15 protein-coding genes are annotated in these 17,752 nt (G+C 32.5%); 8 read left to right on the forward strand and 7 right to left on the reverse strand.

What is annotated here, in order from left to right; all coding sequences use genetic code 11:
• Window positions 1-165 precede the first annotated feature (165 nt).
• From K1X16_RS08135 to K1X16_RS08155, 5 genes are all read left to right on the forward strand, one after another.
• A complete protein-coding gene (locus K1X16_RS08135) occupies window positions 166-3,021 on the forward strand; it encodes a histidine kinase (RefSeq protein ID WP_225035826.1) in 2,856 nt (951 codons plus the stop codon).
• Window positions 3,022-3,026: 5 nt separating this feature from the next.
• The gene (locus K1X16_RS08140) at window positions 3,027-3,779 is read left to right on the forward strand and encodes a LytR/AlgR family response regulator transcription factor (RefSeq protein WP_225035725.1); all 753 of its coding nucleotides are present in this window, start codon (window positions 3,027-3,029) and stop codon (window positions 3,777-3,779) included.
• A 113-nt stretch (window positions 3,780-3,892) separates the two neighbouring features.
• Window positions 3,893-5,116, forward strand: a complete 1,224-nt coding sequence (locus K1X16_RS08145; RefSeq protein ID WP_225035726.1) for a hypothetical protein — start codon at window positions 3,893-3,895, stop codon at window positions 5,114-5,116.
• A gap of 191 nt (window positions 5,117-5,307) precedes the next feature.
• Complete coding sequence (locus tag K1X16_RS08150; protein WP_225035727.1) at window positions 5,308-7,842, forward strand: T9SS type A sorting domain-containing protein; 2,535 nt, start codon at window positions 5,308-5,310, stop codon at window positions 7,840-7,842.
• A gap of 78 nt (window positions 7,843-7,920) precedes the next feature.
• Window positions 7,921-8,466: a hypothetical protein gene (locus tag K1X16_RS08155; RefSeq protein ID WP_225035728.1), complete on the forward strand. Its 546-nt coding sequence runs from the start codon at window positions 7,921-7,923 to the stop codon at window positions 8,464-8,466.
• A gap of 70 nt (window positions 8,467-8,536) precedes the next feature.
• On the opposite strand, the gene dnaN is transcribed toward K1X16_RS08155, so the two are convergent.
• The 6 genes from dnaN to K1X16_RS08185 all read right to left on the reverse strand — a co-directional run bounded on the left by dnaN (window position 8,537) and on the right by K1X16_RS08185 (window position 14,188).
• Window positions 8,537-9,655, reverse strand: a complete 1,119-nt coding sequence (dnaN, locus tag K1X16_RS08160) for a DNA polymerase III subunit beta (RefSeq protein WP_225035729.1) — start codon at window positions 9,653-9,655, stop codon at window positions 8,537-8,539.
• 220 nt (window positions 9,656-9,875) lie between these two features.
• Entirely contained in the window at window positions 9,876-11,546 is a 1,671-nt protein-coding gene (gene gldG, locus K1X16_RS08165; RefSeq protein WP_225035730.1) for a gliding motility-associated ABC transporter substrate-binding protein GldG, read from the reverse strand.
• Window positions 11,533-12,030, reverse strand: a complete 498-nt coding sequence (locus K1X16_RS08170; protein ID WP_195871782.1) for a hypothetical protein — start codon at window positions 12,028-12,030, stop codon at window positions 11,533-11,535. Before K1X16_RS08170 ends, gldG begins: the two co-directional genes overlap by 14 nt.
• Window position 12,031: 1 nt before the next feature.
• A complete protein-coding gene (gldF, locus tag K1X16_RS08175; RefSeq protein ID WP_195871783.1) occupies window positions 12,032-12,754 on the reverse strand; it encodes a gliding motility-associated ABC transporter permease subunit GldF in 723 nt (240 codons plus the stop codon).
• Window positions 12,755-13,051: 297 nt separating this feature from the next.
• The gene (locus K1X16_RS08180; protein WP_225035731.1) at window positions 13,052-13,348 is read right to left on the reverse strand and encodes a putative quinol monooxygenase; all 297 of its coding nucleotides are present in this window, start codon (window positions 13,346-13,348) and stop codon (window positions 13,052-13,054) included.
• Window positions 13,349-13,354: 6 nt separating this feature from the next.
• On the reverse strand, window positions 13,355-14,188 hold the full coding sequence (locus K1X16_RS08185; RefSeq protein ID WP_195871785.1) for an S-adenosyl-l-methionine hydroxide adenosyltransferase family protein: 834 nt from the start codon (window positions 14,186-14,188) through the stop codon (window positions 13,355-13,357).
• Window positions 14,189-14,309: 121 nt separating this feature from the next.
• Between K1X16_RS08185 and K1X16_RS08190 the strand changes: the two genes are divergently transcribed.
• The 3 genes from K1X16_RS08190 to K1X16_RS08200 all read left to right on the forward strand — a co-directional run bounded on the left by K1X16_RS08190 (window position 14,310) and on the right by K1X16_RS08200 (window position 16,972).
• Window positions 14,310-15,263 carry a PhoH family protein gene (locus tag K1X16_RS08190; RefSeq protein WP_195871786.1) on the forward strand — a complete coding sequence of 318 codons (954 nt, stop codon included), beginning with the start codon at window positions 14,310-14,312 and terminating at the stop codon, window positions 15,261-15,263.
• A gap of 130 nt (window positions 15,264-15,393) precedes the next feature.
• On the forward strand, window positions 15,394-15,909 hold the full coding sequence (locus tag K1X16_RS08195; protein ID WP_225035732.1) for a hypothetical protein: 516 nt from the start codon (window positions 15,394-15,396) through the stop codon (window positions 15,907-15,909).
• Window positions 15,910-16,027: 118 nt separating this feature from the next.
• Window positions 16,028-16,972, forward strand: coding sequence for a phosphoribosylaminoimidazolesuccinocarboxamide synthase (locus K1X16_RS08200; protein ID WP_225035733.1), 945 nt, complete (start codon window positions 16,028-16,030; stop codon window positions 16,970-16,972).
• A gap of 224 nt (window positions 16,973-17,196) precedes the next feature.
• On the opposite strand, the gene K1X16_RS08205 is transcribed toward K1X16_RS08200, so the two are convergent.
• Window positions 17,197-17,721: a DinB family protein gene (locus K1X16_RS08205; protein ID WP_225035734.1), complete on the reverse strand. Its 525-nt coding sequence runs from the start codon at window positions 17,719-17,721 to the stop codon at window positions 17,197-17,199.
• Window positions 17,722-17,752: the final 31 nt, after the last annotated feature.

Genomic DNA, 17,752 nt, shown 5'->3' on the forward strand with positions numbered 1-17,752 from the left:
AAGCTTTGCCAATTGGTGAGGCTTTTTTTGTTTAGAAAAAAAAATCCTTATTACAGAAAAAATCAAAATGAGATATTATAATTATATCTTAAGTTTGTTTTTTCCTTGTATATGCCTGTAAATTTTAGAAATATTTTATTTTTAATACTACTTTTTTTGTCTGAAGTGGTAGTTGCTCAAGATCCTGTTTTTGAGCATCTCGCAAATATCTCTAATCTGCCAGATGTTGAGTTTTATGATATTTTAGAAGACCACAACCACTATATTTGGTTTGCGGCAGATAAAGGTTTGTTTAGATATGATGGTAATACCTATCAGCGTTACAGTCACCCAAATCAAAAAGCAAATTCATTATTTCAATTAAAGGAAGATGATGATGGTACGATATGGTGTAATAATATATATGGTCAACTGTTTTATGCAGAAAATGACCAATTACACTTGTTTCTAGATGCAAGTCAATTAGTAAAAGGGCAATTAGCAGCGTACACTATTTTAGAAAATGATATCCGCTTGTTTACTATAACAGGCATCTATGATGTTAATAAAATTACAAAAAAAATCACCAAGATTTTTGAAGGTCTATGCATAAGTAATGCTAATAGTCACGATAGTAATTATGTACTTACAATTAATGAGGAGGCAGGTTTAAATAAAAATTGTATTTATAAAATAGAAGGTGATCATAGGACTAAAATTTTTGATATTGAAAGTTTAGGCCTTATACAGTCTCCTAAATTATTCGCTTTTAAAAATGAAGTATTTTTTACTTATAAAAGTGATGATAAGAACATAATTTATCTTACTAATAGGGTTGATAATTCAGTAGTAAAACTTGAAACTCCACCTCAATTAAATAATAAAATTCTATATAACCTCTTAAGTTTTGACAACGATTATTGGTTTTTAACCACTGCAGGTATTTTTGTATATGAATTTAAAGATCAGGTGTTCAATCTGAAAGAACAACTTTTTAATACAGAGTCTATTACGGATGTTGAGATAGATTACAATAATAATTATTGGTTTGCGACCTTGGATAATGGAGTCTTTGTATCTCCAAATTTAAATATTAGGCGTGCAGACTTGGCATCTACAAAGTCTAAAATTACGGCATCTTGCGCTTTACAAGATAATCAATATGTATTAGGTACAAACGATGGTAAACTTTTGTTTTATGACAAGCTTCAATGTTTTAAAACATTGCAATTGCCTGGTGAGAAAATAATAGGTAATCTATTTCACGATGCCCAACAACAGCGATTAATTGTAAGTATTAATGCTTCCGAATCTTTTGTAGTTAATTTAAAAAATAACAAAATTACAGATGCCATTAACAAATTTTCAGTAGCTAAAACTATTTCAAAATTAAACGATACCTTATTGTTTTATGGTAATTATAAAGAAGGTATAGTATATAATAATCCTTATAATTCAAAAGAAAAAAAGAGCTTGCGTTCTAGTCGTGTTAAGGCTTCAGTGGTGGATAATGACAAACTTTTTGTATCCTATATTGATGGCTTGTTTCAATATGATTTAAATAGTTTTTCTTCAAAAGGCATACAGTTTAAAGGCCATAATTTGTTGGTTAATGCAATGAGTACATCAAACAAAGCAATTTGGCTTGCTACTCAGCATAATGGCTTAATGAAGTTTGAGAATAATACTTTAATGCAACCTTCGGCTAATTTATTTAAGAATTTACAAATAAATACGCTAAAATCGGATGGTGATTTCCTATGGATTTCAACGGATTCTGGACTGTATCAATATAATACAATAACTAAAACTTCAAGATTTTTAAATGGGCAAGATGGGTTAAATACGGCTATAAATGACTTTCTTGTTCTTAAAGATGTTATTATTCTTAGTTTACCGCAATCCCTTTATGCTCTGCCAAAAGGAGAAGGTCTATTTAAGAATTTTAAAACATCTAAAGTTGAGGTTAAAGCTGTGCACATTAACGATCGCGATACATTGGTACAGTCTTATTATAAACTGCCTTATGACTTAAATAAAATTACCTTGGAGTTTAATTCTAATGGTTTTCAAACTAATAAGAACGTTAAATATCAATATCGCGTGCAGCAATTAGATACTGCTTGGCAAAGTATACCACTAAATACAAATGTGGTTAATTTTAATAGTTTAGCAAGCGGAACTTATAACGTAGAATTAAAAGCAAAAAATGTAAGTGCAGAAAATGCTGTTTTTGCGACTCCGATGACCTTTGTAATTACCAAACCTTTTTGGGAAACATGGTGGTTTTATGCAATTATTTTATTTGTGATCTTTGGTTTAATTTGGTTGTATTTCAAATGGCGGTTAAAACAAAAAGAAGAACAACGTATTAGCGAAATTGATAAAATTTTAATCGATAAAAAAATTACCAATTTAAGATTAGAAAATCTGCGTTCGCAAATGAATCCGCATTTTATTTTCAATGCTTTAAATTCCATTCAAGATTATATTGTATCGAATGAAAGAGAATTGGCAAGCTCGTATTTAGTAAAGTTTAGCCGATTAATCCGAATGTATTTAGATTACAGTCAGCAAAATGAAATCACTCTTCAAGAAGAATTAAATGCTTTAAAATTGTATTTAGAATTAGAGAAAGTACGTTTTGAAGAGGAGTTAGAATATCAAATTCACATAGATCATCAACTTAAAACGCAACAAATAAAAGTGCCGTCGTTATTCGTTCAACCCTACGTTGAAAATGCGCTAAAACACGGCTTATTGCATAAACTAAATGACAGGCAATTAAAGGTTGAAGCTAAAATTATTGAAAACAATAACTTACAAATTACCATTGAAGATAATGGTATAGGTAGAACACAATCCGAAAAATTAAAACGACCGAACCAACAGCACAAACCTTTTGCTACCAAAGCCAATGAAGAACGGGTTTACCTTTACAAAAACAAATTAAAACGTAATATAACCATTGCTATTGAAGATTTATACGATGAAAATCAAATAGCTTCAGGAACCAAAGTGGTTATAACAATGCCTATATAAAATAGATGAAAGCCATAATTATAGACGACGAAAAACGCGCCAGACATTTACTATCTAAGCTCATAACTGAACATTGTGCAAGCATCTCAAGCATAGATGAAGCGCAGGATTTAGTATCTGGTGTGGACTTAATAAAGTCTTCAAAACCAGATATTGTATTTTTAGATATTGAAATGCCTAATCAATCAGGTTTAGATATTTTAGAATACTTTCCAAATCAGATCAATTTTAAAATCATTTTTGTTACCGCGTATAACCAATATGCAATCGAAGCATTTAAGCGTTCTGCGGTAGATTACCTATTAAAACCCGTCGATACTACCGAATTAAAAGCTGCTGTTGAAAAAGCAAAACAAGCTATTGAGGCTCATAATTTAAATGACCAATTAAATAAATTGCGCGACTCATTAAAGCAATTATCTATAGATAAGATTGCTTTAGAAATTCCTAAAGGGATTATGTTTGCGTCTCATAACGACATTGTTTATTTTGAAGCCGATAGCATGTATACCAACGTACAATTAATTGATGGAAAACAAAAAACAATTTGTAAACCCTTAAAGCATTTTGTAGAACAATTAGAAAACAATGCCATGTTTTTTAAATGTCATCGTTCCTATTTAATTAACCTAAAATACGTTGACGAATTGGTGAAAGACGATGGTGACTATTTATTGATGACAAACAAAAAACGAATACCTATTTCTAAATCTAAACGCGATCAGTTTTTAGAAGTCATTAAGGAAACGTTTTTGTGATATTAGTTTAAAAATTCGTTTTCATTCAGAAAAAAAATCCACAACTTTAGAAAAAATGCTATTAAGAATGGTCGTTTATTCGCTTCTTTTGAAGTCCATTAAATACAATTCTTATGAAAAAAATAATTCTATTATTAGTTTTAGCATTATGCTACAATACATCTAATGCACAATTGGGCAAAATGTTAAAGAAAAAAGCCAAAGCTGCAGTAGAGAAGAAGATGAATAAAAAAGAGGAGTCAAGTTCATCTTCAAGATCTGAAAGCTCAACAGGAATGGTTGGTAATACTTCGACATATAGTCAAAATTCATCTAAATCTGAATATACTGATGAAGAATTTAAAGCAGAATTAGCTAAAAAATACCCTAACGATCAAGAGAAGCAAGATTTATACTATCAAAAATATCTTGAGAAAAAACAACAAGAAGCCGAAGCTAATAAACCTAAAACAGGCTCTAGTATAAGTGACGACTTTTTATACATGTCTTATCCTTTTGCAATGACTAAAGGTATGAGTGCTGTTGGGGTAGACCGTGTAAAGTTGAGACGCCAAATGACAGATATGGGTGATAATGTAGATGTATTACCTGCACAAGATCCGGAATATTCGTGGTTACGTTTTTTAACAACACCAGAATTAGAAGCTATGTCACCAGAAGGTTATATTGGTTACGAGTTGGTTTCAGGAATGTTTACAACCAAAGTCGGAGCAGACAGATCACAAACGCTAGAGCTTGGTACAGGAATGCCAATACTGGTCAGAGGAATGCTTATTGCAGACGATGTATTTGTTATTTATGCTGCATCGCATCAAGGTGGTCATGCGTTTAATGTACCATCGTATATGCATCAAAAAGATATTACCATTTTGAATGTCATTGGTAAAGGAGAGCAACAGTTTCATCTAGAATGGCTAGAAAAAGCAAAGCCAATAGTACAAGAATTTGAAGCGACGTTAAAAGCTAATTATGATGCTGCGGCAAAATCGACTAGAGATGCTATAAAAATGCCAAAAGCTGGTAGCATGAATAGCAATACATCATTAATGAGTTTTGCTAAAGAAAATGTGTCTAAAACTATTGCTAAAGATGGCGCTAAATTGTTAAAAATTAATATAGAATCTAACGATTGGAGTGTTGTAAAAAACAAATATACAGGACACATTTTGTACCGTTGGATAAAAGGTGCTTTTACCGAAAAAAATAAAAATAACGACTGCTACTTACAAGGCTTTTTAATTAAGCAACACTACAACGGCTCTGGCTATGGTAGTTCGGAATTTGGTGGCATTATTCATGGTCAAATGCCTTATGGACAAAAAATGAATTGCGAGTAAAAGGAGTTATCGTTTTTATGGTTAATTAAAGTCTGTTTATCAAAACAGGCTTTTTTTATGGGCTATAATGTAAGTGTAAACTTTAGGTTTCATTTAGAAAGAAAATAGAACTATTCAGAAAAAAGCGAATTGAAAATCTTACGATTGATTGTTGTTTTGTAGTCGATTAATCATAAAAAATATTATCAACAATGAAAAAAACATTACTCTTATTTACAGCCTACTTGTGTTTAGGTTTGTTTTCGGCTTTTGCTCAAAACGTAGACATTCCAGACGCTAATTTTAAAACCTATTTATTAGCAGATTCAGCAATAAATACAAATTCAGATTCTGAAATTTCTGTAGCAGAAGCACAAGCGTTTTCGGGTGAGTTATTAATAAATGGCTTGTCTATTTCAGATTTAACAGGTATTGAAGAATTTGTAAATATTACACGTTTAGATTGTTACAGTAATAATTTAACAGCTTTAGATGTTAGTAATAATTTGGCATTAACACGTTTACACTGTTCTGATAATCAAATTGAAACTTTAGATATTAGTGCAAATCCGTTAATTACAGATATACAATGTCATAACAATGGTGTTTTATATGCATTAAACATTGCCAATGGAAATAACAGCAATATAAATTGGATGAAAGCCTACGGAAATAGTTTATCATGTATTCAAATAGATGCTGGTTTTACGCCACCAGCAGATGAAGGAATATACAGTCAAGGTTGGACCAAAGGGAACTCTGCAATTTATGGTGTCGATTGTGTTGCGCTTAATCAAGAAGTAAACATTCCTGATGCCAATTTTAAAAACTTTTTAGTAAGCGATAACACTATCAATTTAAATGGAGATTCTGAAATAACGCTGGCAGAAGCACAAGCTACAACCGAGTTAATTATGGACGGTATTGGTATTGCAGACTTAACAGGTATTGAAGCTTTTACCAATTTAACGCGTTTAGATGTGCCAAATAATAGCCTAACTACTATTGATGTTAGTAACAATTTATCTTTAACACGTTTACATGCTGGTTTCAATAACTTAACAAGTTTAGACATCCGTTTAAATACAAATATTGATGAATTGTTTTGTCATGAAAATAGTGCATTAGAAACGTTGTTAATCTCTAACGGAAATAACAGTAATTTCATCTACATGAAAGCCTATAGTAATGCAAGTTTAACATGTATTCAGGTTGATGCAGGCTTTTCACCGCCAGCAAATAGTGGTCAGTACGTAGTAGGTTGGACTAAAGATGGTCAAACAAGTTATAGCGAAAATTGTATACCAGCAATTTATTATGTAGATGCTAATGCAACAGGAGCCAATGATGGTAGCTCATGGACAAATGCTTTTACAAGCGTAACAGACGCTTTAGCACTCACCAATTTAAATGATGCTGTTTGGGTAGCAAAAGGAACGTATGCCTTAGCAGATAAAAACACGCCAATAGCTGTTAATACAAATGAAGTAGATATTATTGGAGGTTTTTCTGGAACCGAAACTACTTTAGCTGATAGAGACTTAACAGCCATTCATACTACGAATGCAACCATTTTTACTGGTGATATTAATGGTGATGATATTGATGGGGATTTCTCATCGAACAAAACAGATAATGCGGAACGATTATTTGAATTAAGAACAAGCAATGTCACTTTTGATGGTATTATTTTTGAAAACATTTACGACACCTCACAATCTGGTGGAGTTGAAGAAAACGGTGTGATTTTTATACCAAATAGTTTAAATGCTAATAATTTGAAAATTAGAAATTCGGTATTTAGGAATAACTATTCTAATGGCTATTTACTTAAAATTAGAAAATTTAATCAAGGATTACTTATTGAAAACACTAAATTTATTAATAACACCATTGTAAACATGGGATTGGTTTATATACAATCTGATAGTACAAACGGGTATATTTTTACACGTTGGGCAAATGTGTTGGTAGCAGATAACGATATTAATCTTTCAGCACTAAATATTTACAGAGAAGATTGGAACAATGGTAATACTTTAGATGTTGTTATTACTAACAGTACGTTTGTTAATAATGATTACAATGGGACTTATGGCAATTCTATTACGGCTTCAGGAAATGGAAAAGTAAACCTAAATGTTAATAATTCTATCTTTTGGCAGAATACTGTTAATGGTGCAGCAGCCACTAGAGATATTTCCGACGGAATGAATTCTACTTACGATGTGTTTATTAAAAATACTATCGCAGCAGTACCTTCAAACGCTGGAACTTACGGAACGTTTTCTACTACTGACCTAACCACTTTAGATCCTGCAACTTATGATTTAAATTTAGATGCCGATTACAAACCAACATCAGCTTCAACTTATATCATAGACCAAGGAGATAATTCATATTATGATGTGGCTTTATTTGATGGTTTAGATTTATCGGGTAATGATAGAATATTTAATGGGGTTATAGATTTAGGCGCTTATGAGTATAATTCTACATTAGGATTAGATGATGAAGTTTTTGTTTCTCGGGTGAAATTATATCCAAACCCTGGGAGTGATAAATTGTTTATTAAGACTACTGAGCAGGTAGCACAACTTTCTATTTACAACATCAATGGTCAATTGGTTAAGCAAGCTTATAAGGTAACTAACGGTGTTGATGTATCGCAATTGCCAACAGGTTTGTATATGGTACAAATAAAAACCAATAACAATACAATAACTCAAAAATTTATTAAAAATTAATTTATTCCCTTAATTAATTTTTTATTAAAGGCTCATGATAAAACGTGGGTCTTTTTCTAACTTCAAAATTTCTTAAAAATGAAAAAATTAAAACACCTTACATTATTAACTGTGTTCACTATTTTAACTGTGTCTTGTTCTTCTGATGATGACAATTCAGGTTTTAATAATGATAAAAGCATTACAGTAGGGGAATCGGCTTATGAAATGAAATCGGCTCTTGTAGAACACGCACCTAATTCTGTGTTTTTAAGTTTAACTAATAAAGCAGGATCTGAATTAGAAGCAGGTTTAAATGGTACGACTTTAAATGACCTTGACTTTTTTAGTGTGACTATTACAAGTGCTTTCTTAACGGAAACCACATATGATTTATCGGATATGGCCTATTTAAATTTTAGTACTGAGGGTGATTTAATTGGTGCTGAATTAGAAAATGAGACGACTCAATTCTATTTAGGTGATGGAACTTCGGATTTAAGAATTGTTGACGGTAGTATAACCATAACAAGTTATACTGAAGATTTTATAAGTTTAAATTTTAATTTCACAAGAAACGATGACACTGAAATTACAGGAACTTATGAAGGAAATTTTATGTTTATAAGTAATGGTTTGGAATAAAGAACCTACTACCAAATAAAAAAAGCGCTTATAAATTATAAGCGCTTTTTTTAATGAGTATATTTTTCATTTAGCTATTCAGCATCACAGGCATTACCAACATCGTTACATGTTCACCTTCATCTAAACCATCTGTCGGTGTTAATATACCAGCTCTGTTTGGTAAACTCATTTCTAGCTGAACGTTATCTGAGTTAAGGTTATTAATCATCTCAGTTAAGAAACGAGAATTAAAACCAATTTGCATATCATCACCTTGATAGTCACAAGTTAAACGCTCCTCGGCTTTGTTTGAATAATCGATATCTTCAGCAGAGATATTTAATTCTGCTCCAGCAATTTTTAAACGTATTTGGTGTGTTGTTTTGTTAGAGAAAATACTAACACGTTTTACCGAGTTTAAAAATTGATTTCTATCAATCACTAACTTATTAGGGTTTTCTTTAGGGATTACCGCTTCGTAATTTGGATATTTCCCATCGATTAAACGACAAATTAATACGGAGTTTTCAAATGTAAACTTAGCGTTAGATTCGTTATATTCTACTAAAACATCATCGTCACTTCCTGCTAAAATGCCTTTTAAAAGATTTAAAGGTTTCTTAGGCATAATGAACTCTGCTGATTCTGTTGCACTGACATCGTTTCTAGTATATTTTACTAATTTGTGAGCATCAGTAGCAACAAAGGTTAAATTATCTTGTGAAAACTGAAAGAATACACCACTCATTACAGGTCTTAAATCATCGTTACCAGCAGCAAATATTGTTTTACTAATAGCTGTTGCTAAGATATCTCCCATTATGGTTGTTGTACTCGCATCTTCAATAGAAACTGCATTTGGAAATTCTGCTCCATCAGCATAAGCTAAAGCGTACTTACCATGGTTAGAACTGATTTCAACGGTGTTGTTATCTTCAATAACAAACGTTAAAGGTTGTTCTGGAAAAGTCTTTAACGTGTCTAATAATAATCTTGCAGGTAAAGCAATACTACCTTCAGAATCACTTTCTACATCAATTGTTGCAGACATGGTTGTTTCTAAGTCACTTGCCGAAATCGTTAGTTTTGATTGGCTGAGTTCAAATAAGAAATTATCTAAAATTGGTAACGTATTACTGTTATTAATTACGCCTCCCAAAACCTGAAGTTGCTTTAATAAATACGTGCTTGAAACAATAAATTTCATGTGTTCTATATTAATTTTTGTATTTGTCACATGGAACATCTTAAGTAAAACTTGAAGATAAAATCCAACCTATTTGGTTAGATGTTTCATAGTGAATATATGTGTTTTATACTATTAATTTGTTCTACAAATATATCTTAATCGAAGGGTTTTTTAAAACAAACTTATTAACAAAATCGACTTAAAAATGCACAAATCGCAACGCATCTTCGTTAGAATTTTAAGATGTGTATTTTCGCTTTCTTAAATAATTAAAGCCTAATCCAAATATGGCTAAAAGTATGAGTGGCAATGCGATATTAATAAACTGCCAAGTTGCTTTGCTGTCTTTTATTTTTTCAGCATCTAAAAAAGCAACGTTTATCTCTTTAGATCTTATGTTTATAAGTCCGGAATCGTCCAACAAATAATTGACGGTATTTAGCAGAAATTCTTTATTTCCAAATGACTTTCCGGTGAGTTGGTCAAAGCCTAATTCTTGAGGTCTGTTTCTTATTACATCATTTTTTATAACATCTCCATCAGAAATTACAACCATTTTAGTCGTGGTGCTTTTCGCTTTAAAATCTGTCACGTTAAAAGGTAATACACGTTGGTCGTAAACCGAAGTAAATTCACCTTCTAAAAGAATAGCTAAATTCTGAGAACCTGAATTATAACTAGTTTCATCTGGCGCTTTGGTTACGTTGGCTAATGAAATGGTGGTTGGAGCACCTTCAAGTTTCGATTGTGGTGAACTTTGTAATAAAATAGATTTTTTAATGCCGTTTTTTAAGGTGTCAATAGGACTGGCAAAATCAAACTTAACGAGGTTTAAATTCTTAGTAATAGAGTGATTCGGATTAGAGGCAGCCAAAGGTGAATATTGCCATTGAATGGGTTGCATTTGAGCCTGGCTTCCTTCGCCAATTGATAACATTATTGGAGCAGAGTAGAGGTCTTTTACTAAAGTAGGATTCACTCGTACTCCGTATTTAAAAAAGAAGTCTTTTAGTTGTAAATCGCGCATAATAGAAACACTTGTGCCAGCATCATTATATAGACTGTCTTTATCCATTACCACAGCTTCCGTAAGCCATAAACTTTTGCCACCATTCATGGTATATTGATCTAAAACTAATTTTTCATTTTCGGTAAAAGCAATACTCGGTTTCGCTGAAACGATTAAATCATATGCTTTCAACTTATCTAGTGTTCCTTGTGGATTTGTAGCAACACTATCTAATGTAAATTGCCCTAAATTATAATACGGTTTAATAGTTTGAAGAAAATCAGCAATGTAAAGGTCGTCTAATTGACCGTTACCTTTAAGAATGGCAATCTTTTTTCCTTTTGCATTAACAAGCTTATTAAAACCATCAGCAAAAGCATATTCTAAAGATTGAACCGAATTATTAATTTGTTCTGGCAAACCTTGTGTAATACTCTTTTTTAGAAGCGGGATTTTTACAGTTTCACCTTTATAACTTGCAAATGCCCAAGGAAAAATAATGTCTTGTTTTACTTGTCCTGTGCTATTATCGGTATTTATATACGGTTCTAATCCCGATTTTGTGAGCTCATCGATATTTCGTTGTCGTGTGGATTCATCTTCAATAGGATTAATGTAGTTGATGAATATTTGGTCAGTTTCAAGTTGAAATTCCTCAATAATTTGTTTTACTTCAGTTTGAAGTAATCTGAACTCCGAAGGAAAATCACCTTCCAAAAACACATCTATAACTAAAGGGGAATCCAAGTCGCTAATTAAGGATTTTGAAACATCCGAAAGCGTATAACGTTGGTCTTTTGTTAAATCGAAACGTTGAAACACCGAACTCGAAATCGCATTTACAATAATGAGTCCAACAACAATAGCGACAATATATAGTATAGATTTATTCTTTTTCATTCTCGTAAGTTATGTCTTCTTGATAAGGTTTTAAGGAAATAACTTTATCAGCTTTAAACGTAATTTCTACACATTCTTTTTTAGTTGTAAATGCACCAGGCTCTATTCCTAATCCGTAATTCCATTTATTGGTGTCGTGTGTTTTTTGAGTTTCATCCCAAGTTAACCACTCTTCTTTACCTAAAAGGCTTGTAATTCTTTCTTTTGAAACACCAATTAAGGTATCAGATTCTATGGTGTTATCAATCATTTCATAGCGTAAAGCTGGATTCTCTTTCCAAGCGTCACTGTTAAAATACTTCTGATGATGGTAACTGCTAATAATGTTCAGAAATGGATAGAACATAAAGAAAAACACAAATGGTGTTAGGACTAAACTGATTAGTCCTGAAAGCCATTTACGTTTGTCAACTGTGTTTAAAAACAAAAACAGAAGTACAAATACAACGATTAAAAATATGACTAATAATGGTGTGATAATCATACTATTGCTTTTGGATTCTAAGTTTTGTGAATAATAAAAATGCTAAGGCTATACTTATAAAATAAACTAAATCTCTAGTGTCAATAACACCACGACTCATACTGTTGTAATGTGCAGCCATTCCAAGGTTTTCCATATAAACAAGGTTATCAAAAATGTTGTAGTTAGATAAACCTTCAAATCCAAAATAGAAAAAGAAACAGATAAAAACAGCAATGATAAATGCTACAATCTGATTGTCTGAAAGCGTAGAAGCAAACACACCAATGGCAGTATATGCACCAACTAAAAATAAGAGTCCAAAATAAGAGCCGATGGTACTTCCCATATCGAGGTTGCCTTCAGGATTTCCTAATATGGAAACCGTATAAACATATAATAATGTTGGAATCAATGCCATTACAATAAGCGCGAAAGCACCAAAATATTTACCTAATACAATCTGAAAATGCGAAATAGGTTTAGTAACTAATAACTCTAAAGTACCTTGCTTTTTTTCATCACTAAAACTACGCATCGTCACGGCTGGCACTAAAAAAATAAGAATCCAAGGTGCCAACAAAAAGAACGAAGATAAACTGGCTTGTCCATTATCTAAAATGTTGAATTCACCTTTAAACACCCAAAGAAATAAGCCATTGAGTAATAGAAACACACCAATAACCAAATAGCCAATTGGTGAGGCGAAGAAGGTGTTTATCTCTTTTTTTAGTATTGCTAACATAGATTAGTGTTCAGTGTTCAGTGTTCAGTGTTCAGTATTTCAGTGTTCAGTATTTCAGTAAAAAGTTGATTTTCTATCATCTATCATCTATCATCTAACATCTAACATCTAACATCTAACACCTCAATTCTATCTTCTTTTTTCTTTGCGTTTTTGCGACTTCGCGCGACTATTTTTTTCATGTTTCGTTCCGTCATTACAATTCGCGCATCATTGCGAGACGTGGTAATTTGTTTATTTTTTATTCATAACATCAATTTGTATTCAATCTGACTGCAAACTGTATACTGCGACTGCTTACTTGAGCGAAGCGATTTTATCAACACTCCAAGCTTCAGGCTTCGCATTAAACTTCGGTTTTGTATTTGCCCAAACACCTTTAAATAATTCAGAATGTCTATAATTATTTAAATCTGCTTCAGAATTCCAATAACTATAGGTGAAAAAGATATTGGTAGTGTTCTGGTCGCGATACAGTTCTAAAAACTGACAGCCTTCAAAATTTCGAATCTTTTCTTTAACATTTTCAAAATTAGCCAAGAATTCTTCAATTTTAGAAGGTTCAAAACTCATTTTTACAATTCTTACTAACAACGTATATCAATTTAAAAAGTTAACAGTTACAGTATCCATAGTATTTAAACCCATCAATGTTGAAGCTCCTCCAACAGAAGTTAGGTTGCTTTTAAAAATAGCAATTTCTAAGTATCCAGAAGAATTAAAAACCACTAAACCTTTGCCTTCAACATCTCGTTTAGATTCTTCTTTGGTAAAATCAATTATGTCACTATACTTATTAAAGATTTTATTGAATTTAGTATTACGCGCAAAAATCTCATAGTTTCTGGTTTTTTGAACAGATTCAAAAAATTTGCGTTTAATATTAGTGACAACATTACCATAATTGTCAATATAAATGACGTTGCCAATAATTTGGTTATAATCGTCATTGACAAATGGTATCATATTTTTTATTGGCTTAATAGTGTTAATAACTTTTCCTATAACATCTAACGTTCCTCCACGTGCAATATGGCATGCTACTTTTACAAAAATGTCTAGTACAGGGAAATTAGATTCAACCCGATCATGTATATTTATTTCAACAGTCTTTTCTGGTGCAATTTCGGCACATATCATACTCATAATGCCATTGTTAGCGCATATAAAGTAATGGTCGTCTAGTTTAACGGCAATGTGCTTGTTTTCAGGACTTAACTCAGAATCAATTCCTATTAAATGAATGGTTCCTTTAGGAAAACTGCTATAGGCATTTTGAATGATATAAGCCGCTTCAGAAATATTAAAAGGAGATACGGAATGTGAAATATCTACAATTTTTATCTCCTCAAGTTCACTATAAATAGCTCCTTTTATGGCGCCTGCAAAGTGATCTTTTTCTCCAAAATCAGTCGTTAAAGTGATTATCGCCATGGATGTATTGTTGATATTTTTTTAAGAATTATGGTTGTAAAATTATTAGCTTTGTGTGTGTACACAAGAATTACAAAATTAAGAAAAGAAAACAGATTAACACACTAAATACACCTCGCTTTTGAATGAACTCATACTAGAACTCGAAGAAATATCGCCTAAGGAATTCTTTGGAGCACAAAATGCAAACATTGTACTTTTAAAAAAGTACTTTCCTAAATTAAAAATTGTTGCTAGAGGCAATAAATTAAAGGCCTATGGTGATGAAGACTTACTCGAAGAGTTTGACCGCAGAATGACCATGTTAATGAAACATTTTGGTAAGTATAACAAGTTAGACGAAAATGTTATTGAACGTGTGTTAACCAGTCAGAGTAGCGACGATTACACAACCTCTGCTAAAAGTGATGAAGTTATTGTTCATGGTGTTGGTGGAAAACTCATTAAAGCACAAACGGCAAACCAACGTAAGTTAGTTGAAAGCATGCGCAAAAATGATATGGTTTTTGCTATTGGTCCAGCAGGTACAGGTAAAACGTATACAGGTGTTGCTTTGGCAGTAAGAGCGTTAAAAAACAAGGAAGTTAAGCGTATTATTTTAACAAGACCTGCTGTTGAAGCTGGTGAAAATTTAGGGTTTCTACCAGGTGATTTAAAGGAAAAATTAGATCCATACATGCAACCCTTGTATGATGCGTTGCGCGATATGATTCCTGCTGAAAAATTAGAAAGCTATGTTGAAAAAGGGGTGATTCAAATTGCTCCATTAGCATTTATGCGTGGGAGAACGTTAGATAATGCCTTTGTGATTTTAGATGAGGGACAAAATACAACACATGCGCAAATGAAAATGTTTTTAACCAGAATGGGGAAAAACGCGAAGTTCTTACTAACAGGAGATCCTGGTCAAGTAGATTTGCCACGTCGAACTATTTCTGGATTAAAAGAAGCCCTTTTAGTGTTGAAAAATGTAGATGGCATCGGTATGATTTATTTAGATGATAAAGATGTGATTCGTCATAAGCTCGTTAAGAAAGTGATTGCTGCCTATAAAAGTATTGAAAATAGGGAGTAATGCTTAAATGTTTGCTAATTAATTCGTTAGGTTGTTTGGCCTATTGATTATATAAGATTAACGCAAAATAGTATAAATCTTTTACATGACTATCTGTTTAAATTTGCGATATAACTAAAATTTAAACAACATGAAAAAGACATTTTTAATTATCGGAATAGTATTAGGATTAAACCCACTATTTGGGCAAGAAGAGGATATAGACCTTACTGTAGACAATTCGTGGCTTAAAGCAGGTATAACTGCAGGAGTGCCAGTGAGTGATGCAGGTGATGTGTCGTCTTTCGCACTTGGCTTGGATTTAAGAGGACAGTATTTGTTCAATCCGAACTTAGGAATTGGTGTCGCTACAGGTTATAACAATTACTTTGGAAAAGATAATTACGATGATTTCGGCATTGTACTACTTGCAGGATTTATTCGATATTATTTTACACCAGATGGCTTATTCTTTGGTTCTGATTTAGGTTACGGATTTTTAACAGGAGTAGATGACAATGAAGGAGGGCTTTATATTAATCCGCAAATAGGTTACCATAATCGCGATTGGAATATTTACGCCTATTACCAGAATACCTTTGCTGAGAATGATGTAGATATTCAGGCGGTAGGTATTGGAGCTACTTATAATATTAGATTTAAGTAATTAGAATTATAAAAAGTTAAATTAAAGAGGAGAAATTTTATTTCTCCTTTTTTATTGAGTTTATTGTCTGACCCAAGTAAAGAAATTACATTTGTAGTTCATAATAAATGATGATGGCATGAATACCATAACAGAAACGAATTTCAATTTTCCAAACCAAAAGAGTTTTTATAAAGGAAAAGTAAGAGCAGTTTATAATATTAACGATGAGCAATTGGTTATGGTTGCCACAGATCGTTTAAGTGCGTTTGATGTGGTGATGCCAAAAGGGATTCCGTACAAAGGGCAGATTTTAAACCAGATTGCGACCAAGATGATGAAGGAAACTGAAGATTTGGTTCCAAATTGGTTGGTTGCGACTCCAGATCCAAATGTTGCTATTGGTCATTTATGTGAGCCGTTTAAAGTAGAAATGGTGATACGTGGTTATATGTCTGGCCATGCCGCTAGAGAATATAAAGCCGGAAAACGAATGCTTTGTGGAGTTGAAATGCCAGAAGGTATGAAAGAGAATGACAAGTTTCCAGAGCCAATTATTACACCTGCAACAAAGGCAGAAATGGGAGACCATGATGAGGATATATCTAGAGAAGATATTTTGAAGAAAGGAATTGTTTCAGAGGAAGATTATCTGGTGCTTGAAGATTACACAAGAAAATTATTTCAGCGTGGAACAGAAATAGCAGCGAAACGTGGACTGATTTTAGTGGATACCAAATACGAATTCGGGAAAACCAAAGACGGAAAAATTGTATTGATAGACGAAATCCACACACCAGATTCGTCACGTTATTTTTATGCCGATGGTTATCAAGAACGTCAGGATAGAGGTGAAGCACAAAAACAATTGTCTAAAGAATTTGTAAGACAATGGTTAATTGCTAATGATTTTCAAGGCTTAGAAGGGCAAACCGTGCCTTTTATGAATGATGAATATATTGCCTCTGTAAGCGAGCGTTATATTGAATTGTACGAGAATATTACAGGAGATACGTTTGTAAAAGGTGATGTTAGTGATATTCAGGGTAGAATAGAGGCTAATGTTTTGGAGTATTTGAAATAATTTTTTTGTCATGTCGAACGCATGTGAGACATCACATTATTTTGGTATTAGGCTGATTATTTCTGTTATGCGATTTCTCGTCGCTCATACGTCGCTCTGTCGAAATGACAAATCAATAATTATTCTAAAAAAATACTTTTTAGTTTCAATTGTGATTTGGCTATACTGAACCAAAAAGGAGTCATGTTCACTCATGTTTCGCTCTGTCGAAATGACAAACTATATTAATAGTTACTCTTCAATATCTCAGTATGATGCTCAACATGATATGCCGTCCACATGATAATTTCTCTTACTGGCATTTTGCCCATTAAAGGATGTGGTAAAATTACGGTGTCTAAATTCTTATCACTAATATGTCTGGTTTTGTATTGAAGTTTTTTTGCTTCGGTTTGCAGTCGGTTTAAAAGATAAGGTTTATCTGCTAGTTTAGGAACTTTCATGTGTTTAGAGCCTTTAAACGTTTTGCCTTTAGCTTCTAATAATCGTTCTTTATAGCGTTTTACAATAACGTCGTAAGCTCTAACAGGTCTATTGGCTTTACCATATTTAAGACGCAATAAAAACTTAGGCATACTTAAAGCATTGTTCAGTGGAATTATGCTTTGTATTAAATGAAGTGTTTGCTGACCTGTAGTCCATTTCCCTTCAGGTCCCAAGGTCCAAGATTCATCGGGCTGGTTTTCTAACCAAGTAATTAACGCTAAGTGTTTAGCATCAATTAAACCTGCAATATCTTCTTTATCCATTAGACCACGTTTGCTATAGAAAAGATAGGGA

It is taken from the genome of Winogradskyella sp. SM1960, from assembly GCF_020179375.1.
GTDB lineage: Bacteria > Bacteroidota > Bacteroidia > Flavobacteriales > Flavobacteriaceae > Winogradskyella > Winogradskyella marina.